The 23,511-nt window shown below is 45.6% G+C and carries 25 protein-coding genes and 1 pseudogene; 15 read left to right on the top strand and 11 right to left on the bottom strand.

Translation table 11 applies throughout. The features are described from left to right. Positions 1–7 precede the first annotated feature (7 nt). Complete coding sequence (nudK, locus tag DB398_RS03745; protein WP_108423062.1) at positions 8–595, top strand: GDP-mannose pyrophosphatase NudK; 588 nt, start codon at positions 8–10, stop codon at positions 593–595. Here the strand turns inward: nudK and DB398_RS03740 are convergent. After that, positions 589–1,872, bottom strand: a complete 1,284-nt coding sequence (locus tag DB398_RS03740) for a D-alanyl-D-alanine carboxypeptidase (protein ID WP_234416032.1) — start codon at positions 1,870–1,872, stop codon at positions 589–591. The genes nudK and DB398_RS03740 overlap by 7 nt on opposite strands. 120 nt (positions 1,873–1,992) lie before the next feature. Between DB398_RS03740 and DB398_RS03735 the strand changes: the two genes are divergently transcribed. Continuing rightward, on the top strand, positions 1,993–2,190 hold the full coding sequence (locus tag DB398_RS03735) for a hypothetical protein (RefSeq protein WP_072882128.1): 198 nt from the start codon (positions 1,993–1,995) through the stop codon (positions 2,188–2,190). Between the two features lie 27 nt (positions 2,191–2,217). On the opposite strand, the gene DB398_RS03730 is transcribed toward DB398_RS03735, so the two are convergent. After that, positions 2,218–3,159 (bottom strand): LysR substrate-binding domain-containing protein, encoded by a 942-nt coding sequence (locus tag DB398_RS03730; RefSeq protein WP_108423061.1) that lies wholly within the window; start codon positions 3,157–3,159, stop codon positions 2,218–2,220. A gap of 121 nt (positions 3,160–3,280) precedes the next feature. Then, complete coding sequence (locus DB398_RS03725; protein WP_108423060.1) at positions 3,281–3,700, bottom strand: DUF2141 domain-containing protein; 420 nt, start codon at positions 3,698–3,700, stop codon at positions 3,281–3,283. A 212-nt stretch (positions 3,701–3,912) separates the two neighbouring features. Here DB398_RS03725 and DB398_RS03720 point away from each other — a divergent pair, with 212 nt between their 5' ends. Continuing rightward, entirely contained in the window at positions 3,913–6,075 is a 2,163-nt protein-coding gene (locus DB398_RS03720) for a TonB-dependent receptor (RefSeq protein ID WP_108423222.1), read from the top strand. Between the two features lies 1 nt (position 6,076). Here the strand turns inward: DB398_RS03720 and DB398_RS03715 are convergent, their stop codons facing one another. Next, on the bottom strand, positions 6,077–6,499 hold the full coding sequence (locus DB398_RS03715) for a DoxX family protein (RefSeq protein WP_108423059.1): 423 nt from the start codon (positions 6,497–6,499) through the stop codon (positions 6,077–6,079). Positions 6,500–6,601: 102 nt separating this feature from the next. Beyond that, positions 6,602–7,105, bottom strand: a complete 504-nt coding sequence (locus DB398_RS03710; protein ID WP_108423058.1) for a GNAT family N-acetyltransferase — start codon at positions 7,103–7,105, stop codon at positions 6,602–6,604. Between the two features lie 265 nt (positions 7,106–7,370). On the opposite strand from DB398_RS03710, the gene DB398_RS03705 reads away from it, so the two are divergent. Further along, positions 7,371–9,170, top strand: coding sequence for a PorP/SprF family type IX secretion system membrane protein (locus tag DB398_RS03705; protein WP_108423057.1), 1,800 nt, complete (start codon positions 7,371–7,373; stop codon positions 9,168–9,170). Between the two features lie 3 nt (positions 9,171–9,173). On the opposite strand, the gene DB398_RS03700 is transcribed toward DB398_RS03705, so the two are convergent. Next, positions 9,174–9,782 carry an FMN-binding negative transcriptional regulator gene (locus tag DB398_RS03700; protein WP_108423056.1) on the bottom strand — a complete coding sequence of 203 codons (609 nt, stop codon included), beginning with the start codon at positions 9,780–9,782 and terminating at the stop codon, positions 9,174–9,176. Positions 9,783–9,912: 130 nt separating this feature from the next. Beyond that, complete coding sequence (locus tag DB398_RS03695) at positions 9,913–10,803, bottom strand: DUF4382 domain-containing protein (RefSeq protein ID WP_108423055.1); 891 nt, start codon at positions 10,801–10,803, stop codon at positions 9,913–9,915. Positions 10,804–11,037: 234 nt separating this feature from the next. On the opposite strand from DB398_RS03695, the gene DB398_RS03690 reads away from it, so the two are divergent. The 7 genes from DB398_RS03690 to DB398_RS03660 all read left to right on the top strand — a co-directional run bounded on the left by DB398_RS03690 (position 11,038) and on the right by DB398_RS03660 (position 15,418). After that, positions 11,038–11,658, top strand: a complete 621-nt coding sequence (locus tag DB398_RS03690) for a tetratricopeptide repeat protein (RefSeq protein ID WP_108423054.1) — start codon at positions 11,038–11,040, stop codon at positions 11,656–11,658. 6 nt (positions 11,659–11,664) lie between these two features. Next, the gene (locus DB398_RS03685; protein WP_108423053.1) at positions 11,665–12,993 is read left to right on the top strand and encodes a 2TM domain-containing protein; all 1,329 of its coding nucleotides are present in this window, start codon (positions 11,665–11,667) and stop codon (positions 12,991–12,993) included. 343 nt (positions 12,994–13,336) lie between these two features. Then, on the top strand, positions 13,337–13,615 hold the full coding sequence (locus DB398_RS03680; RefSeq protein ID WP_108423052.1) for a 2TM domain-containing protein: 279 nt from the start codon (positions 13,337–13,339) through the stop codon (positions 13,613–13,615). 44 nt (positions 13,616–13,659) lie between these two features. Further along, complete coding sequence (locus DB398_RS03675; RefSeq protein WP_199913345.1) at positions 13,660–13,962, top strand: 2TM domain-containing protein; 303 nt, start codon at positions 13,660–13,662, stop codon at positions 13,960–13,962. A gap of 2 nt (positions 13,963–13,964) precedes the next feature. Continuing rightward, entirely contained in the window at positions 13,965–14,270 is a 306-nt protein-coding gene (locus DB398_RS03670; RefSeq protein ID WP_108423221.1) for a 2TM domain-containing protein, read from the top strand. 2 nt (positions 14,271–14,272) lie between these two features. Continuing rightward, a complete protein-coding gene (locus DB398_RS03665) occupies positions 14,273–14,605 on the top strand; it encodes a 2TM domain-containing protein (protein WP_159076295.1) in 333 nt (110 codons plus the stop codon). A gap of 57 nt (positions 14,606–14,662) precedes the next feature. Continuing rightward, complete coding sequence (locus DB398_RS03660; protein ID WP_108423049.1) at positions 14,663–15,418, top strand: LytR/AlgR family response regulator transcription factor; 756 nt, start codon at positions 14,663–14,665, stop codon at positions 15,416–15,418. A 91-nt stretch (positions 15,419–15,509) separates the two neighbouring features. On the opposite strand, the gene DB398_RS03655 is transcribed toward DB398_RS03660, so the two are convergent. Beyond that, positions 15,510–16,700, bottom strand: coding sequence for an LETM1-related biofilm-associated protein (locus DB398_RS03655; protein WP_108423048.1), 1,191 nt, complete (start codon positions 16,698–16,700; stop codon positions 15,510–15,512). 167 nt (positions 16,701–16,867) lie between these two features. Here DB398_RS03655 and DB398_RS18725 point away from each other — a divergent pair. Together DB398_RS18725 and DB398_RS03640 are read left to right on the top strand one after the other, a co-directional pair. Then, positions 16,868–18,277, top strand: a pseudogene (locus DB398_RS18725) (DUF4331 family protein). 61 nt (positions 18,278–18,338) lie between these two features. Continuing rightward, positions 18,339–19,625, top strand: coding sequence for a tetratricopeptide repeat protein (locus DB398_RS03640; protein WP_234416029.1), 1,287 nt, complete (start codon positions 18,339–18,341; stop codon positions 19,623–19,625). A gap of 88 nt (positions 19,626–19,713) precedes the next feature. Here the strand turns inward: DB398_RS03640 and DB398_RS03635 are convergent, their stop codons facing one another. After that, positions 19,714–20,244, bottom strand: coding sequence for a mechanosensitive ion channel family protein (locus DB398_RS03635; RefSeq protein WP_234416028.1), 531 nt, complete (start codon positions 20,242–20,244; stop codon positions 19,714–19,716). An 82-nt stretch (positions 20,245–20,326) separates the two neighbouring features. On the opposite strand from DB398_RS03635, the gene DB398_RS03630 reads away from it, so the two are divergent. Together DB398_RS03630 and DB398_RS03625 are read left to right on the top strand one after the other, a co-directional pair. Next, positions 20,327–21,307: a CorA family divalent cation transporter gene (locus tag DB398_RS03630; RefSeq protein WP_108423043.1), complete on the top strand. Its 981-nt coding sequence runs from the start codon at positions 20,327–20,329 to the stop codon at positions 21,305–21,307. A gap of 136 nt (positions 21,308–21,443) precedes the next feature. Further along, positions 21,444–22,091 carry an OmpW/AlkL family protein gene (locus DB398_RS03625; RefSeq protein WP_108423042.1) on the top strand — a complete coding sequence of 216 codons (648 nt, stop codon included), beginning with the start codon at positions 21,444–21,446 and terminating at the stop codon, positions 22,089–22,091. A 73-nt stretch (positions 22,092–22,164) separates the two neighbouring features. On the opposite strand, the gene DB398_RS03620 is transcribed toward DB398_RS03625, so the two are convergent. Together DB398_RS03620 and DB398_RS03615 are read right to left on the bottom strand one after the other, a co-directional pair. Further along, positions 22,165–22,959, bottom strand: coding sequence for an anti-sigma factor (locus DB398_RS03620; RefSeq protein ID WP_108423041.1), 795 nt, complete (start codon positions 22,957–22,959; stop codon positions 22,165–22,167). Between the two features lie 3 nt (positions 22,960–22,962). Continuing rightward, positions 22,963–23,490 carry an RNA polymerase sigma factor gene (locus DB398_RS03615; RefSeq protein WP_108423040.1) on the bottom strand — a complete coding sequence of 176 codons (528 nt, stop codon included), beginning with the start codon at positions 23,488–23,490 and terminating at the stop codon, positions 22,963–22,965. Positions 23,491–23,511 lie beyond the last annotated feature (21 nt).

Raw genomic sequence — 23,511 nt, 5'->3', positions numbered from 1 at the left:
TCCACCCATGAAATACGGAAACATCAGGAACATTAAAAAAGAGCTGTTGTCCGACAATTGGTACACCCTCAACAAAGTCACTTTTGAATACCAACGGGAAGATGGGACTTGGGAAAAGCAGACAAGGGAGGCTTATGACCGTGGGAACGGCGCAGCAATCCTATTATACAATCCGAATAAAAGCACAGTTGTTCTGACCCGCCAGTTTCGGATGCCCACCTATTTGAACGGCAATGCGGATGGCATGATGGTGGAAGCCTGTGCTGGCCTATTGGAAAAAGGCAATGCCGAGCAGACCATAAAAATGGAAGTGGAGGAGGAGACGGGCTATAAGATCGACAAGGTAAAAAAGGTGTTCGAAGCCTACATGTCCCCAGGTTCCGTCACCGAGATCCTCTATTTCTTCATTGGTGAATACGAAGCGGCCATGAAGGTCAGCGAAGGAGGCGGCGCGGAAGATGAGACCGAAAACATTGAGGTGCTGGAAATCGGTTTTGATGAGGCGCTACAAATGGTAAAAACGGGCGAAATCAAGGATGCCAAGACCATTATGCTGCTCCAATATGCACAGATCAATGCTATTTTTGGTCAATAGTTGAGATGGAGTTCCTTCAGTATGGAGTACATGGTTTTCCGTATCTCGGAGGAAGGCACCTTGAAATGATTGTTCATAAAGCTGAAGATGAGCAACCTGCCCTTCTTGGTCTTAATGTAACCGCTCAGGTTGTAATTGTTCCCAAACGACCCGGATTTGGCAAAGAGGAAAGGCTTTGTGCTAGGGTCTTCCCATTTTTCCACAGTGCCTGTTGGCCCCCACATCGGGAATATGCCAAAAAGCCGTTCCTCTGGCATTTCAGTATAAAGTTTTTGGAGAATCTGAACAAAAGAACGAGGCGTGAACAGGTTGTAGCGCGAAAGTCCGGAACCGTCCACCCATCGAGGTTGCTGTTCCAAATCTGCCAAATCATGTTCCAACATATATGTTATGGCCCTTTGGGTCCCCAGAGTGTCGGACAGCATGGAGGAGGCGGTCATCAACAATTGTTCGGCCAAAAAGTTGTCGCTTTTGAACAGCATTTGCTTAAAGATGGAATCCGTTTCCATACCATATAAGGTCTCTTTGGGCATATCGGGGAAATGGTCCACCAGTGTGATCTTTCTTTGGAGCACATGCTCCAGTAGCTGCATGGTAAGGCTGTCACTGGTGATGAAGGGTACCTCAAGTGTGTCCTGTTCCGTAGGTGCTATATGAAAACGGTTGGCAAGCTCGTCCCTCTTAAAAGACTTCTCCACCACATCTGTGGAATCAAGGAAAAGTGAGGGTGAAACCTCCAAGTTTGCGGTATTGGAAATGGTGGCCACATTGCCATATAGGGGAATAGTGGTCTTTTCAGGTGAAAAATACGTGTCATAATCTTCCCATGCCCAACCTGGGCCAAAACGGAGTTCTTTGGAATTTTTGGTGTACAGGGCAATGGTTCCCTGATTTTTCAACCAGTGGATGGCCGTACTGTCCTTTAGGTGGGGGTGTAGCCACGAAGGATCTCCCGTTCCCTCAATGAACAAGGTGTCGTTGGCGGTGGCATATCGTAAGGTGGGGATATTTTTGGGCAGCAGTTTCGTGCCTGTGTAGAAGGTAACGATCTTGGTATTGCTGGCTGGGGTAAAATACTGGTCCCCATGGTTGTCGAACAAGGTTTTCTGTGATTGTGCGTCCACAACCACCAAGCCATGAAAGGAATTGGATAGGCTCTCCTTGTCCAATTCGCTGTTCACAAATCTTCGGGTGGAGGAGCAGCTGGTGAGAAGGGCAAACAGAAGGGGAAGGAGATAAACGGTTTTTTGGAGGCGGTTTTCAGGTGAAATATCCATGCACTTTGTACGTTGTGGTTAACACGAAGTTATTTATTTTTTAACTGGATTTTTGGTTTTTCAAAAAGGTTTTTTAGCTAATTTAGAGCACAACCAATGACCCAATTTAATCAAATTTCTATGCCAAGAGCTATGTTGGATTACACCAAAACCATCCTGCAAAAGGTAAGTTTTGATGCTAAACTCTTCAATAAGGAATTGAAGAAAGCTATTTCAAGGCTATTGCCCAGTGAAATTGAGGAACTTAAAATCTGGTTGCAATTTTACATTCTGGACAAACCGGAGTTGCAACCCACATTACTATTGTTAAAAGCTTAAAACTGGGGCCGCAGAAATGCGGCCCTTTTAATTTTTGGCCAACGGGCTGATGATCTTCACGTCCTGAAAGGTGATGGCACCCCTAACGATGCTGGAAATCACATCCCTGAGGGCCTCCGTGATCTGGATCTTCAGTTCGCTCTTGTGGTAGATAAGGCTTATTTCCCGTGCAGGGGAAGGGCTTTTGAACGGTTTCAGGTTTTCCTTTTTTTGAGGTCCCAGTTGAAGGGTGTTCAGGTAGGGCAGCAAGGTCATGCCCATGCCTTCATCGGCCAGACTGATCAGGGTCTCAAAACTTCCGCTTTCTATTTTGAACTGCTCCCCGTTCATATTTTTGGACGCTTTGCACAGATTGATCACCCCATCCCTAAAGCAGTGTCCGTCCTGTAACAAAAGCACATCGTTCACATCCAAATGATCTGTCGTCAGTTGTGTTTCGGAGGATAGTCGGTGGCTTTTGGGCACATATCCTACAAAAGGCTCATAATAGAGCGGTCTTTCCTTGATGAACTCTATTTCCAACGGCGTAGCGGCAATACCGGCATCCAAGTGGCCGTCCATAATGTTCTTGATCAAGTTGTCGGTGGACTGTTCCTTGATGATGAGGTTCACCTTCGGATATTTTTTGATGAAGGTGTTCAGGAACATCGGCAACAAGGTGGGCATTACCGTCGGGATGATGCCCAAAGTATAGTCCCCGCCAATGAATCCTTTGTCCTGGTCCACAATATCCTTGATGCGCTCCGCTTCCGCTACAATATTTTTGGCTTGGGCCACGATTTTCTTGCCCACTTCGGTAATGGAAATGGGTTTTTTGCTGCGATCAAAAATGAGCACACCCAGCTCATCTTCCAATTTCTGCACCTGCATGCTCAAGGTGGGTTGGGTAACAAAACTCTTCTCGGCGGCCAAGGTGAAGTTCTTGTGCTCCGCAACCGCTAGGACATATTGAAGTTGGGTGATGGTCATCTAACAATAAATTTGAAATATAAAAGTATAAAAAACCATCAGGATAATCTATACAAAAAAACGGTATCCGTATAAAACAAAAAGCCTGCTCTGAGCAGGCTTTTATAGGTTGAAAAGCGTTCTAGAACCGTATCGTCAGCTCCAAGTCTTCTTCCCCCACCTCAAACTTGGAGGCAGAAAAGTTGGGCGGGCCAAAGGACATGTCATTTCCAGACGAGCCATAGCTCTCCATGGGCATCCCATTGGACTCATAATCCATTCGGTTGTTCCCGTTTGTATCGTGCATGGCCATAATGGCATAGGTGCCAGGGGAAACGGCAGTAAAGGTCAGTACCACTTTTCCATTTTCGATGGTGCTCTCAAGATTCTGGATACCGGGTCCCTTCATAAAAGTGTCTGCGGTGTGCAGGCCGGCCATCACCTTTCCTTCATTGCTGGTCACATTGTCAATGGTAACGGTAATGTTTATGCCGGTCGCTTCTTGTGCTTTGGATATCAGGCTCACCAAGAAAAAGCTCAATACTAGGGTAACAGTTTTCATAAGGATTGTTTTTGACGTTAATGTTGCCACAAATCTCGGGTAGGGGAACCGTTTTAAAAATTGGGAAACACCGAACTGTCATTTTTCAAGGTTGAATTGTAGTGGAGAGAATGGCATCCCGATCCATCCTGAAAAATCCACAGTTGGGTATTTCCTTTTGGTATGGCAACCAAGGGTGGGGCAATTTTGCGGCAACAATCAAACGAACAGTCATGAAAAACATTTTTATTGCATTCATCCTATTTTCCAATTTCGGTTTTATGATGGCCCAGACAACGGTATCGGGCACTGTGACCGATGCCAAGAAGAATCCCATTGAAGGGGCCAATGTATATGTGGAGGGCACTTACGATGGCGCATCCACCGACAAGAACGGCCACTTTAGTTTTGAAACCTCGGAAAGCGGCACCCAGACCTTGGTGGTTTCCATGTTGTCCTATGAACCTCATTATGAGATCGGTGATATTGTTTACTTCAAGGATTTAAAGATCCAGTTGGTGGAGGCCATCAATTCGCTCTCAGGGGTCACCTTGACCGCAGGAACCTTTGAAGCGGGCGATAACTCCAAAGTCTCGGTATTGAAACCGTTGGACATTGTGACCACGGCCGGAGCTGCGGGCGACTTTGTGGCTGCATTGCAGACATTGCCGGGAACGACCACCATCAATGAAGATGGGCGCTTGTTCGTACGTGGAGGAACAGCGGGGGAGACCCAGGTGTTCATCGATGGGCTCAGGGTCTTTCAACCGTTCAGTGCCACGGCCAACAACATTCCCACCCGGGGCCGGTTTTCCCCATTTCTTTTTAAAGGGATCACCTTCAGTACGGGAGGATATTCGGCCGAATACGGACAAGCCTTGTCCAGTGTACTTTTGCTGAATACCACAGATGTGCCCGATCAGGAGAAAACGGATATTTCCATCATGTCCGTAGGGGGAGGATTGGGGCATACCAAAATCTGGGGAGATCAGTCCTTGAGCCTGAACACGTCCTACATCAACTTGGCGCCCTATGAGGCCTTGATCCCTTCCAAAAATGGGACTCGTTGGAACAGTCCTTACGAATCCATTTCCGGGGAAGCGGTCTTCAGGAGCAAGGGCGATAGGAGTATGTTCAAGCTCTACACAGGTTTCAACCATGCCAATCTGGATATAGCTCAGGAAGATATCAATTATGCTGATTTTGTACGTTTTCAGATGACCAATAACAACCTTTACTTTAATGCCACGTACAAGTATTTTTTTGAGAATGACTGGAGCCTTGTCTCCGGGGCCTCCATTTCTTGGGACACCAATGATATAGGGCTTGAAGGAAACGAAATCGACTCAAAGGAAACAGGTTCCCACATCAAGGTCAAGGCCAGAAAAAACTTCAACAGTCGGTTCGACCTCAGTATTGGGGCGGAGCTGTTCACCTCGGATTTTGAAGAGACCTTTGCCGATGTGGCGGACGCTACTTTTGATACGGGCTATGACGGGCAACTTTGGGCCGCCTTTGCGGAATCCGATATCTTTTTGAGCAACAGGTTTGCCATGAAGCTCGGGGTAAGGGGAGAGTACAGTACCCTTCTGGATGATTTCAATGTCTCACCGCGGGTATCGCTGGCCTACAAACCAGGGGAAAATGGACAGTTCTCCTTGGCGTATGGCGATTTTTACCAAAGACCTGTTTCGGATGTCGTCAAGTTTGATGGGACCGTACACTTCGAAAAAGCTTCGCACTACATCCTGAACTATCAATATCTGGCCAACGGTAGGACTTTTAGGGCCGAGGCCTATTACAAGGATTATGACCATTTGATCAAATATGACACCCAAATGCCTGAATTTGGCTCCGTTTACGCCAACTCTGGTGCTGGATATGCCAGTGGCTTGGATCTGTTCTGGAGGGACAACAAAAGCGTTGAATATCTGGATTATTGGGTCTCCTATTCATACTTGGACACGGAAAGGGACTATCAAAATTTTAGCGAAAAGGCCACACCCAATTTTGCCCCAAAGCACAACCTGTCCGTGGTGACCAAATATTGGGTGGACAAGCTCCGTTCGCAGGTGGGACTTACCTATTCCTATGGTTCGGGAAGACCTTACGACAACCCCAACACTCCTGAATTTATGGCAGAGAAGACCAAATCTTTCAACAATCTGAGCTTCAATTGGGCCTATTTGATAGACCAACAGAAAATCCTCTATTTTTCGGCGAGCAATATTTTGGGGTTCAACAATGTCAGCAATTACCAATATGCGAATACGCCCAACATGGATGGGGTATTTGACAGGCGGGCCATAACCCCCGCAGCGGACAGCTTTTTCTTTGTAGGCTTCTTTTGGACCATCAGTTCAGACGGTAAGAGCAACCAATTGGACAACCTTTAGGTTATTTTTCCATTTTGAGATAATAGTCCACCGAATGTTTCCCTGATCCATAGACCATGAAGAAGAGGCAAGCGAGCAATACCAGTATCGCTATGGATAGATTGCCTACATCCATGGTGCCCAGGAAATTGGTAAGGATGGCCCCGAACAGAATGGGTAGCTGCGCAACGGCTGCCCAGCGGGTCAGGAGTCCAACAACGATCAATATCCCACCCACAAAATGTGCCGGGGCAATGTAGTGGAGAATGATCATGCCCCCGGGCATCCCTTCAAAAGGCTTGGCCATTTCTGCCATTTCGGTATAGTTGGCCATAAATTCCACTCCCTTGATGAAAAGGAAAATCCCAAGGGCCACCCGTAAAAAATCCAGTGGATAATAGGTGTGTGCATTGGCCCATTTGTTCAATTTCTTTACTGTTCCCATGGCTGAAAGGTTTTTAAGTTGAACAGTATTAAGGTACTCATTTTTAATGAGATGTGAAACAGGAAGTGTCCTTGTTTCAAATTTGGGGTTGAATTGGGGAAATTATGAAAGGACTGATTCCTCCAAAAGGCCAAGGTCCAGTTTCATCTGGATGTCGCTGCGCTCATAAGGGGAATTGGCCCCTACGATTTCCGTAAAACCCAACTTTTGATAGAGGGAAAGGGCGGGTTCGAGGACACGATTGCTCTCCAGATAGAGTTTTTTGGCACCCAGCTCTTTTGCTTTTTGAATGATGTGCTGTCCCAGCAATTTGCCTATTCCCTTGCCCTGTACAAGTTCGGAAACACCCATTTTGGCCAGTTCAAAATCATACCCTTCCTTTTGGCTTGGGATGAGCGCACAGACCCCGACGGCCCGGTTTTCCAAAACAGCCACGCCAATATAGCCGCCTTTGTCCAGAATGTATTCCTTGGGATGGTCAAGTGCGGCATAGTCCATCTTTTCCATCTTGAAGTACTTGGTGATCCAGGCTTCGTTAAGCGCCTTAAAATCCTGCTTATAAGAATCGGAATACGGAATTATGGAAAAGCTCTCGGATATTGACATTTTTGTGTGTATCTGTAGATCAAAATTAAGAGGATTTTTTAGCTTTTTTTGGGGAATTTCCCCAATATTTTGAGGGCTAATACGTTAAATATTCAATTCACCTCACCATTCAACGAAAAAATTGGCGCTTAGCCGATATTTTGCGTAATATTACATTGTAATTAGTAATAAAACTCTTACAAGTTCCCAAATCTTGCAATGAGACTTAATCAAAAAAACAACCCTGTCCCAAACAGGAAACTTAACCTACTAAATCCAATCGGCTATGGATGTAAAACTACTTTTATTCCCCCTAAAATTTCCCCTACTTAATTGTAAGCGGGTATTTTACTTTCTGGCTGCTGCCCTGATGATGGGGCAGGCCACCGTTGCCCAAGAGGGCAATCCATATGTGAGCTACGATGTTCCTTTTCAGAACTTGTTGAAATTCAATAGGTTTTTGATCAATCCGACCTTTTCTGCGGTGAGGGAGGACAAATCGTACGTGAACCTTTTTCATAGGAGTCAAAGTGCTGATTTTGATAACAATAGGCAGAACTATTTTCTCAGCTATAGCGGGAGGATCAACGATATGATCGGTCTGGGCTTTAGTCTTTACAACCAACAAGAAGGGGTCATTTCCAACTTGGGGGTCATGGCCAATTATTCGCACGGTATCAAATTGGGAAAGGAGAGCAGCCTCACCTTTGGGGTGAACATTCCCTATTATGTGAGCAGTTATGACCCCAGTAGAGGGGTTACCGTGGAAGACGATCCTTTGTTGAACGATGCCTCCCAGAATTCGATCATTTCCTTTCAGCCAGGTCTTAACCTGTCCGTTGGCAAGTTCGATTTTGGGGTGTTTGCCCAAAATTTGGTGGATTACAACATCAACTCAGGCAAATCTTTGACCGATTTGGGTCAAAAGACCTTTTCTGGACATATCCAGTTTACCCACGAGTTTGTGAACGGTGCCGGAATATTTGAGGATGGTAGGTTGCTGCCTTTGTTCAGGACCCGTTTTGACGGGGAGGAAGACCCCATTTTTGGAGGTGGTATCATTCTGGATCTTCCCAAATTGGGGTGGATCCAAGGGGGGTACGATCAATTGTACGGTGCTTCGGCCGGAACCGGGTTCAACCTGAACAGGAGGCTTTCCTTTGGTTACAATTTTGAAAAGAACATCAGCAACAGTATAGCCAACCTTGGGGTAACGCACGAAATTTCCATTGCCTATTCCTTTGTTCCCACACTTTCCAAAAACACTTTTGTGTCCAACGAGGAAAATCCGGATGGGGAGACCAAAAAGCCCATAGAAGGTACTTTTGTGGCGGATAACGATAAGAAAGACAATAAAGAAAAGGACGGGTCAAGGAGCAAGTTGGACGCCCAGACCACTTTGCGCCCCACCAACAAGGAAGACTTGGCGTTCTGGGAGGAGCAGATTGCCCAGTTGAGGGAGCAGCAGGAGGATAACTATGCGGTGATCAACGAACTGGTCTATCGAATGGACTCCTTGGAAAGGAACAGGGAACGCGATATGGAAAAGCGTTTTGAAATGGTGATGCGCATCGTGAAACGACATACAGGGGACAAAACACCTGAAATTGAGGCTAAGGCACAGAAACTCTATTTGGCCGATAGTGAGGATCTGGATTCCATTTACAGTTCTATGGAAAGTACTGCACTGGCCCAAAATTCCAAGACCAAGAACACTCCAAAAGTAGTGGAAAAAGAGAAGGAGGGAACCTTCCATGGAGGTGCCTTCAAGCCCATTGAGAAATTCATCAATCTGGATGGAGTGGGGCAAGGGCATTACATTGTGGCCAATGTTTTCAAAAATGAGAACTATCTAAGGGAGTTCATGGGAAAACTGAAAAAGCAAGGCTTGGAGGCACAATATTTCAAAAACCCGGACAACGGCCTCAATTATGTGTATTTGGCCAAATATCAGGAGAATGAAGATGCCTATGCGGCCTATAGTTGCAAAATGAAAGGGAAATATACCGATGAGCTTTGGATCATGCACGTGGAGAACCCCAGATACTCCAATTGGGCGGATGCCATTTTTCAGGATGTTGAGTAGACTCTAGGAGTTTTTAGCATCCATTTTTTGGGCAATGGCCTTGCTCCCGGCATCCCTTTCGCCAAGTTCGGAAATGATTTTGGGGTGGTCTTCCACGCGGGTCTGGGATAGCTTGTAAGTCGCTTGGATGTCCGTGATCCGGATTTGGAAGCCGACCACTCCTTTTACCTGTCGAAGGGTTTTTGGCGACATATTTTTCAGCGATATGGGGTCCTTGGAGTCACGCTCATATTTTTCCACCAATCGATGCATGGATTGCATGGTCTCTGCTTCAGTCAAGACCTTTAGTTTGCCATAAACATGTACAGCGATGTAGTTCCAGGTGGGAACCTCCTCTTCCTTGTACCATGAGGAGGAAACATAGGCATGTGGACCGTTGAAGATGCAAAGTACTTCCGCTTCTTCATCAAAACCCTTCCATTGCGGATTCGCCTTTGCGATATGCCCAACCAAGACATCATGCCCATTTCCATCCTTTTCCAGTTCCAAAGGGATGTGGGTGCCCCAAGGTTTGTTGTCGATGATATTGATGAGAATGCCAAAACTGTTGTGGGCCAAGAAATCCTTGATCTCCGCCATGTCGCTGTTTTGATAGTGGGAAGGGGTGTACATATGTTTTAGGGATTGTTCTTCTTTTTGCTAAAATAGAAATACCGCTTCAATTTGGATTGAAAATGGGTGGGTTACTACAAAAAAAAAGCGGGGCAATTGCCCCGCTTCGTATTGGCTATATTGTATCAAATCAATTGGCTTCTTGAGCAGCTTCAACTTCCAAAATAAAATCTTGGATGGTTTTGTTGGCGGCTACGATCTCCACATCCAGTGTATCGCTGGTCACATATCCATTGAGGGAGGAGAACACTTTGTAGGTTCCGGCCTCAAGACCCATAATGGCATATGCACCATCTATCTTGGTGGCACCAGAGGTAACAGGCTCCTCATTCATGTCCAAAACGGAAATCTGGGCGTTTTCCAAAGGAATTGCTGTTTCGCCGTCCATTGTGGCCACAATTCCGCTCAAAGTGCCTGCAGTGGAAAGATTGCTGGCTTTGATGACGGGTTTAAAGTTGAACCCGGTGATGCCGTCCACACTGTTGGTGCTTCCCTTGGCAACAAAAGATCGACTAACATCGAAATCTAGTAGAAGATCGCTGCTCAAGCCACCGGCAACGGTCAATCCGGGATCTATAAAGATTTTTATGCCGGTCTGTTCGCCGCTGGGAACGTTAAGGTCAAAGCTTCTCTCATCGGCAAGGACCACATTCACGCCCCTCACATGTACCCTGACCAAATTGTAGGTGCCTACAGGTACTTCAACATCGGCCAACTCTTCGGTGATGCCATTGGTGAGGTCCAAAAGATTCACGGTAATTTCCTCTTCCATAAGGGTGACGAAGGAAGATCCACTTTCGTCGTCGTCCATTTCATCATCATCATCGCTCGCTAATCTGGCGTCCACTTTGAAAATGGTCACATTGGCTTCGGTCACCAAATCAAAGGGAAAAGGGGCATCGGTCAATTGGATGCTCAATCTGCCCGTTTCGCCATTGGGTCCGTTGTTGTCGTCTCCAGAGCAGCCCATCAGTGTCAAAAAGGCCAGAATCAGTGCATTAAAAAAGATTTTTGTTCTCATAGTATGGGGTTTGTTAATCATATCACAATAATATACGGACCAAAACGGCAGAACGATGTCCATACCTGTTCTTTTCGACGAAATGCACACTTAGTGAAACGGTTCATCCCTTAAAAACCACAGTTCGGTAAGCCTTCTTTTTCTTGCTGATTTGGCCGATGCACTTTTGTGGCACGATAATCATAAATAATCAATAACGGATACCCTATGAGGGAATCAACAAAAACGACAATCATGAAAAAACTAACTTTTTTACTGGTATTTCTAACCATTTTTACGGTCAGTGCGCAGGACCGTTACACCAAAGGAATGGAAAAGGCCTTTCAATTGTGGGAGAGCGGGCAAACAGGCGAAGCTTCCAATCTCTTTGAGCGGATAGCCACGGCAGAACCCGACAATTGGCTGCCCTATTATTATGCTTCGCAGATCAACACGGTCATCTCCTTCGGGGAAAAAGACGAGAAAAAGTTGACCGTACAACTGGAAAAGGCCAAGGAATTCTTGGATGTGGCAAAGGCCATTTCGCCAGACAACCCGGAGATCCTGATTCAGGAAGCACTCATCAATACGGCTTGGATCGCTTTTGATGGTGCCACCTACGGAATGACGATGTCCCAAAAGAACGTCCAGCTTTACCAGAAAGCATTGGAACTGGCCCCGGAGAACCCAAGGGTCGTACTGTCAAAGGCGGAATGGGACATGGGTGCGGCCCGGTATTTTGGAAAGGATACGGCCCCGTATTGCAAGGATGTGGAAAAGGCGTTGGAACTTTTTGCTACCTTTAAATCCGAAACACCGTTTTATCCTTCCTGGGGCAAGGAAAGAGCAGAGGAGGTTTTGACTAGTTGTAAATAAGATCGGATGAAACTCTTTTTCAAGGAACTTTTCAAATCCATTTTAGTGGGGATGGCCATTTATGTGGTCTTCCTCATTATTTATTTTGTGAATGGCTGGGATTTTAGTGCAGGAGAACTTTGGGACGATTTTTTGGAGACCATGCTCTTTTCCATGATCATTTACCTGTGCAATGCATGTTCTTTCATCCTGTTGATGCGGAAATACGGCAAGGAACTGTTCACCCGAAAGTACATTGGCTACGGTTTGGCAGGAAACATAGGGGCCTCCATTTTGGGTATTTTTCTTTCCCGGCTAGTGGTTCGGGTATTGATCCATAAAGTGCCGTTGGATCAATTCCTTTTTGGGGAACGCCCCCAATACTATTTGACTTCCTTTTTGATTTCCATGGTCGTGGCAGTACTATTCTATGCCGCTTACTACTACAAATACTACAAAGAGAAACAGGTAAAGGAACAGAAGATCATTGCGGGTACCGCCTCGGCACGTTTCGATGCGCTCAAGAACCAATTGGACCCCCATTTCTTGTTCAACAGCCTGAACGTGCTCACAAGCCTCATAGAAGAAGACCCACGACAGGCCCAGAAATTCACCACCTCGCTGTCCAAAGTGTATCGATATGTCTTGGAACAAAAAAACAAGGATTTGGTTACAGTGGACGAGGAGCTCAATTTTGCCAAGACCTATGTGGGGCTGTTGAAGATGCGTTTTGAGGACAGCATTGTCTTTGATATTCCTGAAAAATGCTCAGTGCCCGATGCGAAAATCGTCCCATTGTCTTTACAGCTCCTTTTGGAAAATGCGGTAAAGCACAATGTGGTCAAAGCGTCCAGGCCGCTGCACATCAAGGTGTTCGAAAAAGGGCCCATGTTGGTGGTAAGCAACAACCTTCAGGAAAAACAAGTGGTGAACAAGAGCAGTGGGGTGGGGTTACAGAACATCAAGCAACGCTACAATATCTTGACCGATCGTGGGGTGGTCATCAACAAAACGGTGTCAGACTTCAGTGTGGAATTGCCCATGTTGACACAGGAATTCTCTGTGGTGGAGACCCAGCAGAGCTATATTGAGGAAAAACGCTATATGAAGGCCAAGGAACGGGTAAAAGCCATCAAGGACTTTTATGGAAACTTGACCGCATACTGTATCGTCATCCCCTTTCTCTGGTGGCTCAACTCCAGGACGACGGATTTTCTTTGGGCCATCTTCCCGACCTTGGGCTGGGGCTTTGGTGTGCTGATGCACGGCATGGAAGCCTTTGGCTATAATCCACTTTGGGGCAAGCGATGGGAGGAGCGAAAGATTAAGGAGTTGATGGAAAAGGATGATTTTTGATGAGAGGTCAAAGGTGAGGTCCAATTTCAAGCTCAAGTTCAAAAGACAAGAACAGGCTCAGGAACAGATTTACTTTTTCAAAATGATTGTAATTTTTCCAAAAATCCAATAACCAAGTAACCAAAATATTTTTTTCTTCCTAAACCCTAAACCCTAAACCCTAAACCCTAAACCCTAAACCCTAAACCCTAAACCCTAAACCCTAAACCCTAAACCCTAAACCCTAAACCCTAAACCCTAAACCCTACAATTCATCCCCCAGAAACAACAGTTCAAGAAACTACTTTTTCCCTCCTCAAGGCGTATTGCGAATTTTACAGAGTAATCAAAAAACAATCGAACAATGGAAGATTCAAGACAATATAGTTACGATAGGGCCAAGAAGCGTGTGGAGGACCTGAAATCCTTTTACTATAGCTTGGTGGCCTATTGCTTTGTGATTCCTTTTCTATGGTGGGTCAATTCGTGGACAACGGATTTCCCCTGGGCCATTTTCCCAACAGTGGGCTGGGGAATAGGGCTCGTGAGCCTCTGGATGACCTCTCATGGCTACAACCCCATTTTTGGAAAAGAATGGGAGGAGCGTAAGATCAGGGAGTTCATGGACAACAAAGAATTTTAACAATGAGTATATTTAACTGTCGCATTCCGTTAAAAAACAACACTATGGAAAATTTTGACAAACAAAGCAAATACATCAGGGCCAAGGAAAGAGTGGAAGAACTTAAAAAGTTCTACGGCAATCTTTTCTCCTACGTCGTGGTCATATCCGGTTTGGCACTGATCAACTATTTCACAACAGGATTTGGATACATGTGGTTCCTTTGGGCTGCATTTGGCTGGGGCATCGGGATTATTTTCCACGCCCTGAAGACCTTCGACCTGAACCCATTTTTTGGAAAGCAATGGGAGCAGCGCAAGATTGAGGAGTTTATGAACGAGGACGACAAGACCCAAAAATGGAAATGATCATGGAAGACATCAAGACAGACAAGTACAAAAGGGCCAAGAAGCGGGTGGACGAACTTAAGGGGTTCTACATCCACTTGGCGATCTACATAGTGGTCAACGCATTTATTTTGGTGAATGTGTATCTTAGAACGGACAATTTTTGGCAATGGCCCCATTTTGTCACCCTATTCTCCTGGGGACTGGGGATTGCGTTCCATACCTTGTATGTGTTCGGGTTCAACCCAGTATTGGGGAAGAATTGGGAACAGCGCATGATCCAGAAGTATATGGACGAGGACAAAAAAGAAATGGATAAATACAAATGACCATGAACCAAAGCGAAACAAGCCTCGAAAGGGCCAATAAGCGGATCAAGGAGCTGAAAGGCTTTTACAGGCACATACTGATCTTTGTCGTGGTGAATGGATTTCTGTTCCTGCTACAGAGTGGGGTCCTGCATCCCTTTATGCCGGAAGGTTTCCCGACAGAGCCCTATTATTTTGATTGGGTCAATGCCAATATTGCCATATGGGGGCTTATATTGCTCGTGCATGCCATAATTGTGTATCGATGGAAATTCCCGTTCTTCAAAAAATGGGAAGAGCGCCAGATCCAGAAATATATGGAAGAGGACAGCAAGGAAATGGACAGGTACAGATAGGCATCAAATGAATAGCCAAAAAGAATTCTAAAACCAAACAACCAAAACCGAACGACAATGAATGTGATCATCATTGAGGATGAAAAACCGGCCGCAAGAAGATTGGCCAGATTATTGGCAGACTTGGATCTGGAAGTTTCCACCATGTTGCATTCGGTGGACGAATCCATCGAGTGGTTCCAGAACAATCCCCATCCCGATCTTATCTTTTTGGATATCCAATTGTCCGATGGTCTTTCCTTCGAAATTTTTGATGTGGTCGATGTGAAAAGTGCGATCATTTTTACCACCGCCTATGATGAATATGCACTCCAAGCATTCAAGCTGAACAGCATCGATTATTTGTTGAAACCCATAGATGATGAAGAGCTGGAAAGTGCCGTGAAAAAGTACAAGAATTTCAAGCCGGAAAACAGGAAAATATCGGTCGATTTCAACGACATCAAAAACCTCTTGGTGAACCCCCTCGAACGGGAATACAAAAAACGGTTTACCGTGAAAGTGGGGCAGCACCTTAAGATCATCAATGCCGACGAGGTGGAATGTTTTTACAGTGAGAACAAGGGTACCTATGCTGCCACTTCGGACGGCAGAAGTTATCTTTTGGATACCACTTTGGAGCAGTTGGAAGAGGAGCTCTCCCCAAAAGTTTTTTTCCGGATCAGCCGCAAGTTTTATGTCAACATCAACCACATTGGGGACATCATTTCCTATACAAATTCGAGGCTCCAGATCAAGTTGAAGCGCTTCAATGAGCAAGAAATCATCGTGAGCAGGGAGCGGGTAAAGGACTTTAAGTTGTGGTTGGAATAGGTCTATTTAAAAGTTTGATTACCAAAATTTTAAATATATTTAAAAAGTCACTATAAATTTTTCTTATAGTGGCTTTTTTGCTGAAAAAGGCTCAATCTTCCGCTACCCTGTTGTCGTCAAATGCGGAGGGAAGCAACTTGGGGATCAGCTTGATGAAAATGGGCAAAAGAACGGCTCCGCCGGGCAGCATAAAAATGGCCAAGGAAGGTATGCTTTTAAAAATATCCACCAATTGCTCCTGTACTTTTTTCTTCTCTTCCTCGCTCAGATCTTTGACGGTGGATTTGGACAAAAGTGATACCAGTTCCCGACTTTGGGTCAACTCTTTTTTGAGTCTTTTGCTGTTCCTCAAAATAAGTTTGCTCACATTTTTTGACATGCCCTCATAGAACTGTATGGCCAAATTTTTGTCGTTCAGATAGGGTACTTTTTCCTTGTTCCCATCAAAGAAATGTTTGACAAATTCCAGCTCCAATTTCACCTCTTTTTCAGACTTGCCCAAGTCCTTTCCAAGACCAAAAATATAATCGGATTCGGTGTAGTCAAGTGACTTGTCTTCCCAAATCGTCAGGCAGGCCATATCCAAAAAATAGTCCTTCTCGAACCGGGTGAATTTGTGGTCCAAAAGATCCAGATAGGAGCCATCGAATTTCGTTTCACCGAGGTTGACATAGGTAAGGGAAGAGGCCAAAAGTTGGATGAGTTTTGCATCGTTCCCATCGGTCTCTTTGGAATTTAGGGCGTGATAGGCAATGTTGATGGTCACATATTCGAGCAGTTGGGCATGTCCTTTTACATCGGCTTTTCCGTTCAGATAGACCATAAAAATGAGCACATCCACATAAAGCAAGGAATTGGTGAGGCTGTTTCCAAAGGCACGGTTGAAGGCATTGCCTCCCAAATATATTCTGGAGTCGATGAGTTTTTCGAGCTGAGATTCAGTTTTGGAACCGCTCAATATTTTGTTCAGGAACGATATCCTGCCCACGTCCAGAGATTGGTAATACTCAAAAACCGTGTTGACAAAATCGGTAAAATCCGTTTTTCCCTTTTCAAAAGTATAGGTATAGTAGAGCGCAGTGAGCAGGTTGATCTTGGCAATCTCGTCCTCGCTCAGGGCATGTTCCACTTCAATGAACGGGGCAATGTCCAAGTGTACCCCATAAACGAAGCCATTCTTCTTGAGCTCTAGGTATAGGCTGCCAAAATCGGCAAACCCCGTATTTTCTTTATGGGCAAGATGACCAAATTTGTTGATCCATCCAGAGGCAGAAGGGTTCATTCATGCTTGGTTTGAACTTCAAAGTAAAACAAAATATGGGAATTATCAGAAAGGATAAGGAACAGGTTCATTAAAACTCCATTAAGTTTTTTTTAACATTTCAATTCCAAACCCACCCTAAAAAAGTTCCGTAGGTAGGGGTGTAAGAAACATTTAAAATAAACAACATGAAAAAAAAGATGAAATATATGATAGGTCTGTCCGCAGTTGCGTTCGTGGCCGTCATATTGGTTGCCGCAGATCATATCGATGCGCCGTCAACAGCCGGGACAACAGCAGATATTGCTGATTTTTATGCTTTTGAACCCAGTGAAGGTTCAGACAATACGGTTTTTGTAGTGGACCTACAATCGGATGTATTGCCCGAACTTGCCTATGGCACCTTTGATGAGGATGTGCTTGTGGAAATCAATATTGATTTGGATGGGGACTTGGTAGAGGACCGTGTCATCCAAGCCATCGCCAAAGAAGGTAGAATGTATTTCTTTGGTCCGGCGACTCCATTGCAGACCGGGTTGAACAGCGAAGTATATGTGGATGAGGCCTTGGGTGATGTGGAAATTTCAGGAGCTTCCGCCATTGTGGAGACGACTTCTGATGGAGTGTCCCTATTTGCGGGCCCCAGACAGGATCCCTTCTTTTTCGATTTTTTCCAGTTCAATGCTGTGATTTCCCCTGAATTGGAGTCTGCACCCGGAGGTTTTTTGCCCCCAGAGGAAGCAGCCGACACTTTTGACGGAGCCAATACCATGTCCATCGTCATAGAACTGCCCAATAGCATGTTGGGTACCCCTACGGCAACCAATGCATTGGGGCTGACGGTGTACAAAACATGGGTGACCACAAACAAAAAACAATAATCCAAAAACGATATCATGAAATTAAGTAAAGCAATATATATAAGTGCCGTGGCCGTATCCTTTGGATGGGTCGTTGGCTGCAGTAATGATGATAATGGACCATATATGAATGATGACGATGGCATGATGGCAGTAGATTTTTCTGGTACCTATGCGCAGGTGGATCACTTGGGCCGCCCAGGTATCAATACCACGCTCAGTGTGGACATGGATGGTTCGCCCAGCATCAAGGACGCCCACAATACAACGATACCTTCCGAAATGGCAGCCAGTTTTCAAGCAGGTTTCCAAGCCAGATTGGAGCAATATCATGATGTGTATGCCCTCAAACTTGGTTTGGACCCAGCAGCGGTCGATTATGAGAACAATATCCTTGGTTTGGATGCTGCCACGCTTACCACGGTCCTGGCTGCTGACGTATTGGAGGTTTCCCCAGACTTACCCACAACATATTTCAATCCAGGTACTGATTTTGACAACGATGGACGGATTCTCGTTCCTGATGGTGATGAAGTCGCCTTGACGGGCCGACATCCCAATGACGATATCATTGATGTTTCCTTGATATTGTTCTTTGGCGGTATGGAAGGGACCCGCTTTAGCGGTCAAGATTTGGATGACGACGGAATGGCAGATCTGCCAAGACTGACTTCCGATGGGGTAGGGCTTACCGCCACTATTGCTACAACTTTCCCTTATTTGGGAAATCCTGAGTAATTGCTATGAAAAGGAGAGGGAAGGGAGAAATCCCTTCCCTTTTATAAAACAACAACAACACATGATGAAAACACTAACAAAATATAGTAGTCTACTTTTTATAGGTCTAATATGCCTTTCCTGTGCCCAAGAAGAAGGGTTCAAAACGGACAGGCAGGATTATGACCAATACCTAACAGCAGCACCTGTCAAAACCAACTCCAAATATTTTGAGCTCTGGGACAATAAGATCATGCAGGACAGTGCACAATTGTTGAGCTTGGGAAATGTGGCCAGCGAGTACACCCGATTTTTTGAAGTAACTGGAGACATTGAACATCTTAAAAGAGCAGAGCAATCCTTGGAAAAGGCAGTGGATATTGCGGCTATTGGCAAAGCGGGCTATTTAAGGGCCTTGGCCCGGAACTATATTTCCCAGCACAGGTTCAAGGAGGCTTTGGAACTGGCCAGCGAGGCCATGAAAATGAGAAGCGGCGTGAATGCCACCCATGGTCTTTTGTTCGATGTTCATATGGAACTGGGTAATTATGGACAGGCACAATTGTACTTGGACAGTATCCAGAACATGTCGGATTTTGGTTATTTGATCCGTGTGGCCAAATGGAACGACCATAAAGGTGATCTAGAAACTGCCATCCGTTTTATGGAAAAGGCAAAGGAGAAAGCAGAATCTTCCAACAACAGGAACTTGTTGCTCTGGTCCTATACCAACCTGGCCGATTTCTATGGGCATGCGGGACGGATTGAAGAATCGTACCGGTTTTATTTGAAAGCATTGCAGATGGACCCTCAAAATGCCTATGCCAAAAAAGGAATCGCATGGATCGTATATTCCCACGAGCGAAATGGCAAAGAGGCCCTTCGGATATTGGACTCGATCATCAAGGCAAACAAATCCCCCGAATACCATTTGCTCAAAGCGGAGATAGCTTCATTCCTGGACGATGAGACACTTCGGATGCAATCGTTGGACAATTACTACAAGAGTGTGGCGCATGACGGATATGGACAAATGTACAATGCGTACAATGTAGGTTTCTATTTGGATGTGGATGCCATGGATAGGGCATTGCATTTGGCAAAGCAGGAAGTGAGGAACAGACCCACTCCGGAAACCTACGGTTGGCTGGCCTATAGTTTATTGAAGAGGGGTGAAAAGGAACAGGCCTTGGAATTGGTTGAAGACTATGTGGAAGGGCAGACCTTTGAACCCGAAATCTTGTTCTGTATCGCCGAAGTTTACAAAGCCAATGGACATACCGAGAAGGTCAAGGAAATCAAAAAGGAACTCCTTGGGGCGGTATATGAATTGGGCCCTGTGAAGGAAATGGGCTTGGCCAGCCTATAGGGCCATTTTAAAAAGTTGCAATGAGTGGTTTCCAAGTTTTCACTTGGTTGTTGTTTTCAAGGGTGTTCGGTTTTGCTGGGCACCCTTGTTAATTCTCAATGATCTCCTCCTCATCCGAAACTTCCTCGATGTCCTTCAAGATTTCAATCCCTTTTTGGATGACGAGGTTGGTGGGTATGGTCAACCTTCTCCCATCATCCGTGCGCATGAACAGGTAAAACCCGCTGATGTCCTCTACTTTTCCGGTCCAGTCAAAATCCTTGTCCATTACCCTGATCCGGTCCCCCAACCGAAGCGGGTGGCTGAAGAACAAGATCACACTGGCCGTCAAATTGGATAGAATGGACCATTGGGCCACAAAGCCAACACCCAAAATGGCCAGCACCGAGGACAGGAAAAGGGAAAAATCCTTTAGGTTGACGCCCCATATCAGTGAGATCCCGACGAAGGCCAAAATGTAAAAGAACAAATTGCTGAGGTAGAAAATGATCTTCCGGCTGTTCATGTCGATGGAACTGCTTTTGCCGAACTTTCGAATGCCCCTTTTGGTCAATGTGTTCACTAACAAAATGAAGGCCAGTAGGATAACCGTGAACAAAATCTCGGTTTTAAAAGACATTGGGTCTATCATGCGGTGTTCTTGCTATTTTTGGGTTAACTTATGCTCTAAACTACAAATAACCCATTTTACTTGCATAACAATGGAGACAGAATTTGAAAAAAATACATGGGTGATCAATTACTCCCCAGAAAACTATAATAACCACCAATTCTCCTTGCAGGATAACATCATCCTTTCCAAAGGGGACAAATCCGTCACATGGGTAAACACCTATGGACTTGAATATATGGATGAGTTCAGGAGGATGGTACTGGAGAACAACCTGGACGACTTTTTGCTACGGCTGCTGTTGAACCAAAAGATGGGCAACAAGGTGATAGAACTGGAAGAACTGCTCTTTGTGGCCGCTAGGATCGTGAAGACGGAGCATGATAGTTTGGAATCCGAACAGATGTTCTTTGTGGTGGCCAAGGATTTCATTTGGTGCATACAGGAAAAGCGGGGTGACCATTTTGATTGGATCCGCCAACGGATTTTCGAGAACAAGGGCATCATCAGAAAAAAGCGCGCGGACTATCTTTTGTTCTTCATCTTGGAGACCTTGATCACCAATTACAAGGACAAGTATGAGGAAAGTATCGAAATGGAAAATTCCATGGATATTATCCTGAAGCAGGAACCTACCCCGGAGTTCATGTTTGAGGTGGAGAAGAAAAAATCCATGCTCAATGAGTTCAAAAAAGCATCCCATGGCCTTCGGGACATCATCATAAAACTGGAACGGGTGCAGATGAAGGGATTTCACAACAAGTATTCCAGCGAACTCAGGGAGCAGTTGAATGGCCTGATAAACGACATCGATTCCGATATCAACGAACTGGAGAGCCAGATCAATCTGTTTTTCAGTATCCAGGGTCATCGTTTGAACGAAGTGATGAAGACCCTGACCATTTTTTCGGTCATTTTCATACCTCTTACCTTTTTGGCCGGGATCTATGGGATGAACTTTGAAAACATTCCAGAGCTCCGATGGCCCAACGGGTACTTTATTCTCTTAGGGCTGATGCTGGTCGTCACCGTTGTTTCCATCATCATCTTCAAGCGGAAAAAGTGGTTCTAAAACCCTAAGCTGCGAAAATCTTTTTATGGCGTGTATCCCTTGGGATATGCGCTTTCTGTTGTTTATCCAATGACAAACATCATATATCTGGAAAACCACTAGGGCTAGTTTTGTCCCATCTTTAAATAACAGTATAATGAGAAAGACAATACTTTTTGCAGTGGTGGCATTCATGGGATTTTCAAACGTGGTCATGTCCCAAGATTCGCCTACCAGTGATTTTGGGAAATGGCAGTTCCGGTTGAGGGGCATTGTGGTGGCGCCGGACGAAGGAGCGGACATAGAGGCCATAGGCGGGGATGTTTCCATATCCAACGCTGTTGTACCTGAATTTGATATCACCTACTTTTTCACGGAAAACTGGTCGGCGGAACTCATTTTGGGAACCACGAAGCATGATGTCGAGGCTGTGGATACCGCCGCTGGGGATATCGATTTGGGCAGTGTTTGGCTTTTACCGCCCACGTTGACCGGGCAATACCATTTTACAGGGGGCGACTTTGTTCCCTATCTGGGTGCCGGGGTCAACCTCACCCTTTTTTATGGTGTGGATGAAGGCCCAGTGGCCAATGATGTGGAGTATGACACGGCTGTTGGTTTTGCACTGCAAGGCGGTTTCGATTTTATGCTGAACGACAGATGGTTCTTGAATCTGGACATCAAAAAACTCTTTTTGAATACCACGGCCACAGTTGATGCCACCACGGCTTTGGGGGCAACAGTGGAAGCTGATGTGGATATTGACCCATGGATCTTTGGATTTGGGGTGGGCCTTAAATTATAGAAAGGGTATTGTGTTTTTTTTAGGTAAATAGAGCCGTCCAATTTTTTGGACGGCTCTATTTTTTTAAGATTCGTTACCTGCCAACGGTCCCCAAGGTGTACAATTGTTCCAGGGTAGGGGATTCGCTTCCGCCCTCTGGTTCCAAGGTAATCCCGAATGCCTCGGACTCATTGGCATTTTCAAGCGTGAAGAGTTTGTCTCCAGTCGTTACAAAATCATCCAAAAGGCCAATACTGGTCGGTGTGAGCGGGTCCAGTTTCAAGGACCAGACCTGATAGGTGAACCCTGATGGCGGTTCGGGCAATCCCTGTGCGTCGATGACCACTTTGTTTTCTGCTTTGTCCCAATAGGCCTTGGCATAGGACTCTGGTGAGACGGCCTGTCCACCTAGGGCGATCACGGAGACATTCTGATCTCTCAGCATCTCCAAGAACGTTTCTTGCCGGGCGGCCTCCTCCTTGATATCCGACAATGTCTCTTCCAAGTCCAGTTTCTCTTGGTTCGAGACTTCTATTTCCGATTTCAGGTTGTTGTTTTCCGTGTAGACCCACAACAGCCCTGCAGCGAGCAACAAAGAAGCGGCCCATCCCAAATAACTGCCCCATGGGGTCTTCTTTTTGGATGTGGGCGGAACAAATGTGATCACATCATCCAACTCGGCCTCGATTTTCTGGAAACCGTTTTGGGGCAGGCCTGGGGAAATGGTACGGGCGAGTTCCATAATGGCGGCCTCAATGGCCTCGATTTCCATTTTTATCTCTGGATATTCTTCCGCATACCGATGTACCTCCCTATTCTGCTCGGCGGTCAGCGCCCCGGCAACATAGAGTTCCAAAATACCTGATGCTATGTACTTATCAACTTCCATAACTTATGCCATATTCTTCCGAATCTCGGAAATACAGCTTCTAATTCGTGTTTTTATGGTGCCCACAGGCGTTTTGAGATGCTCTGCGGCTTCCTTTTGTGTATATCCTTTGAAATAAAGCAGGTCTATCAGCAAGATGCATTTATCCTTCAGTCCTTTCAATAGGGACATCAGGCCAATGGTATCCACCTTGTCATTTAGATCCTCACTGTTTTCATGGATACCTACGAGAGTTTCGACAGATAGGTTTTTCTTTTGATTTTTATGGCTTTTTGAGCGCAGTTCATCGATCGCCGTATTTCTGGCGATGTTTAAGATCCATGTAAAAAAGCGTCCTTTTGAGGTATCGTATTGATCGGATTTGGTCCAGATCTTGACAAATACATCCTGGCAGAGCTCCTGGGAACGTTCCGGGTCTTTGAGGATGATGTTGATGGCCCCGCATAGATTGTCCGCATACATATTGTATAGGGTTTCAAAGGCAGCCCTGTCCTTTTCTTGGAATCGTTGTATGAGGTTGTCCAATTGCATAGCCTATGGCTAAAGATATGA

Origin of the sequence: Flagellimonas amoyensis (assembly GCF_003058265.1) — a bacterium.
In the GTDB taxonomy this organism is placed as follows: Bacteria; Bacteroidota; Bacteroidia; order Flavobacteriales; family Flavobacteriaceae; genus Flagellimonas; species Flagellimonas amoyensis.
The sequence above is the reverse complement of the archived record's forward strand: the minus strand, read 5'-3'. Positions and strand labels throughout refer to the sequence as shown.

Bases quoted from the DNA above. Each gene is read 5' to 3' on its own strand.
- DB398_RS03675 (WP_199913345.1), top strand. From the start codon at position 13,660: ATGGAAAATTTTGACAAACAAAGCAAATACATCAGGGCCAAGGAAAGA.
- DB398_RS03720 (WP_108423222.1), top strand. From the start codon at position 3,913: ATGAAAAACATTTTTATTGCATTCATCCTATTTTCCAATTTCGGTTTT.
- DB398_RS03635 (WP_234416028.1), bottom strand. From the start codon at position 20,244: ATGTCTTTTAAAACCGAGATTTTGTTCACGGTTATCCTACTGGCCTTC.
- DB398_RS03685 (WP_108423053.1), top strand. From the start codon at position 11,665: ATGAAACTCTTTTTCAAGGAACTTTTCAAATCCATTTTAGTGGGGATG.
- DB398_RS03655 (WP_108423048.1), bottom strand. From the start codon at position 16,700: ATGAACCCTTCTGCCTCTGGATGGATCAACAAATTTGGTCATCTTGCC.
- DB398_RS03715 (WP_108423059.1), bottom strand. From the start codon at position 6,499: ATGGGAACAGTAAAGAAATTGAACAAATGGGCCAATGCACACACCTAT.
- DB398_RS03660 (WP_108423049.1), top strand. From the start codon at position 14,663: ATGAATGTGATCATCATTGAGGATGAAAAACCGGCCGCAAGAAGATTG.
- nudK (WP_108423062.1), top strand. From the start codon at position 8: ATGAAATACGGAAACATCAGGAACATTAAAAAAGAGCTGTTGTCCGAC.
- DB398_RS03725 (WP_108423060.1), bottom strand. From the start codon at position 3,700: ATGAAAACTGTTACCCTAGTATTGAGCTTTTTCTTGGTGAGCCTGATA.
- DB398_RS03680 (WP_108423052.1), top strand. From the start codon at position 13,337: ATGGAAGATTCAAGACAATATAGTTACGATAGGGCCAAGAAGCGTGTG.
- DB398_RS03705 (WP_108423057.1), top strand. From the start codon at position 7,371: ATGGATGTAAAACTACTTTTATTCCCCCTAAAATTTCCCCTACTTAAT.
- DB398_RS03700 (WP_108423056.1), bottom strand. From the start codon at position 9,782: ATGTACACCCCTTCCCACTATCAAAACAGCGACATGGCGGAGATCAAG.
- DB398_RS03615 (WP_108423040.1), bottom strand. From the start codon at position 23,490: ATGCAATTGGACAACCTCATACAACGATTCCAAGAAAAGGACAGGGCT.
- DB398_RS03690 (WP_108423054.1), top strand. From the start codon at position 11,038: ATGAAAAAACTAACTTTTTTACTGGTATTTCTAACCATTTTTACGGTC.
- DB398_RS03630 (WP_108423043.1), top strand. From the start codon at position 20,327: ATGGAGACAGAATTTGAAAAAAATACATGGGTGATCAATTACTCCCCA.
- DB398_RS03665 (WP_159076295.1), top strand. From the start codon at position 14,273: ATGAACCAAAGCGAAACAAGCCTCGAAAGGGCCAATAAGCGGATCAAG.
- DB398_RS03695 (WP_108423055.1), bottom strand. From the start codon at position 10,803: ATGAGAACAAAAATCTTTTTTAATGCACTGATTCTGGCCTTTTTGACA.
- DB398_RS03640 (WP_234416029.1), top strand. From the start codon at position 18,339: ATGATGAAAACACTAACAAAATATAGTAGTCTACTTTTTATAGGTCTA.
- DB398_RS03710 (WP_108423058.1), bottom strand. From the start codon at position 7,105: ATGTCAATATCCGAGAGCTTTTCCATAATTCCGTATTCCGATTCTTAT.
- DB398_RS03670 (WP_108423221.1), top strand. From the start codon at position 13,965: ATGGAAGACATCAAGACAGACAAGTACAAAAGGGCCAAGAAGCGGGTG.
- DB398_RS03730 (WP_108423061.1), bottom strand. From the start codon at position 3,159: ATGACCATCACCCAACTTCAATATGTCCTAGCGGTTGCGGAGCACAAG.
- DB398_RS03625 (WP_108423042.1), top strand. From the start codon at position 21,444: ATGAGAAAGACAATACTTTTTGCAGTGGTGGCATTCATGGGATTTTCA.
- DB398_RS03735 (WP_072882128.1), top strand. From the start codon at position 1,993: ATGCCAAGAGCTATGTTGGATTACACCAAAACCATCCTGCAAAAGGTA.
- DB398_RS03740 (WP_234416032.1), bottom strand. From the start codon at position 1,872: ATGGATATTTCACCTGAAAACCGCCTCCAAAAAACCGTTTATCTCCTT.
- DB398_RS03620 (WP_108423041.1), bottom strand. From the start codon at position 22,959: ATGGAAGTTGATAAGTACATAGCATCAGGTATTTTGGAACTCTATGTT.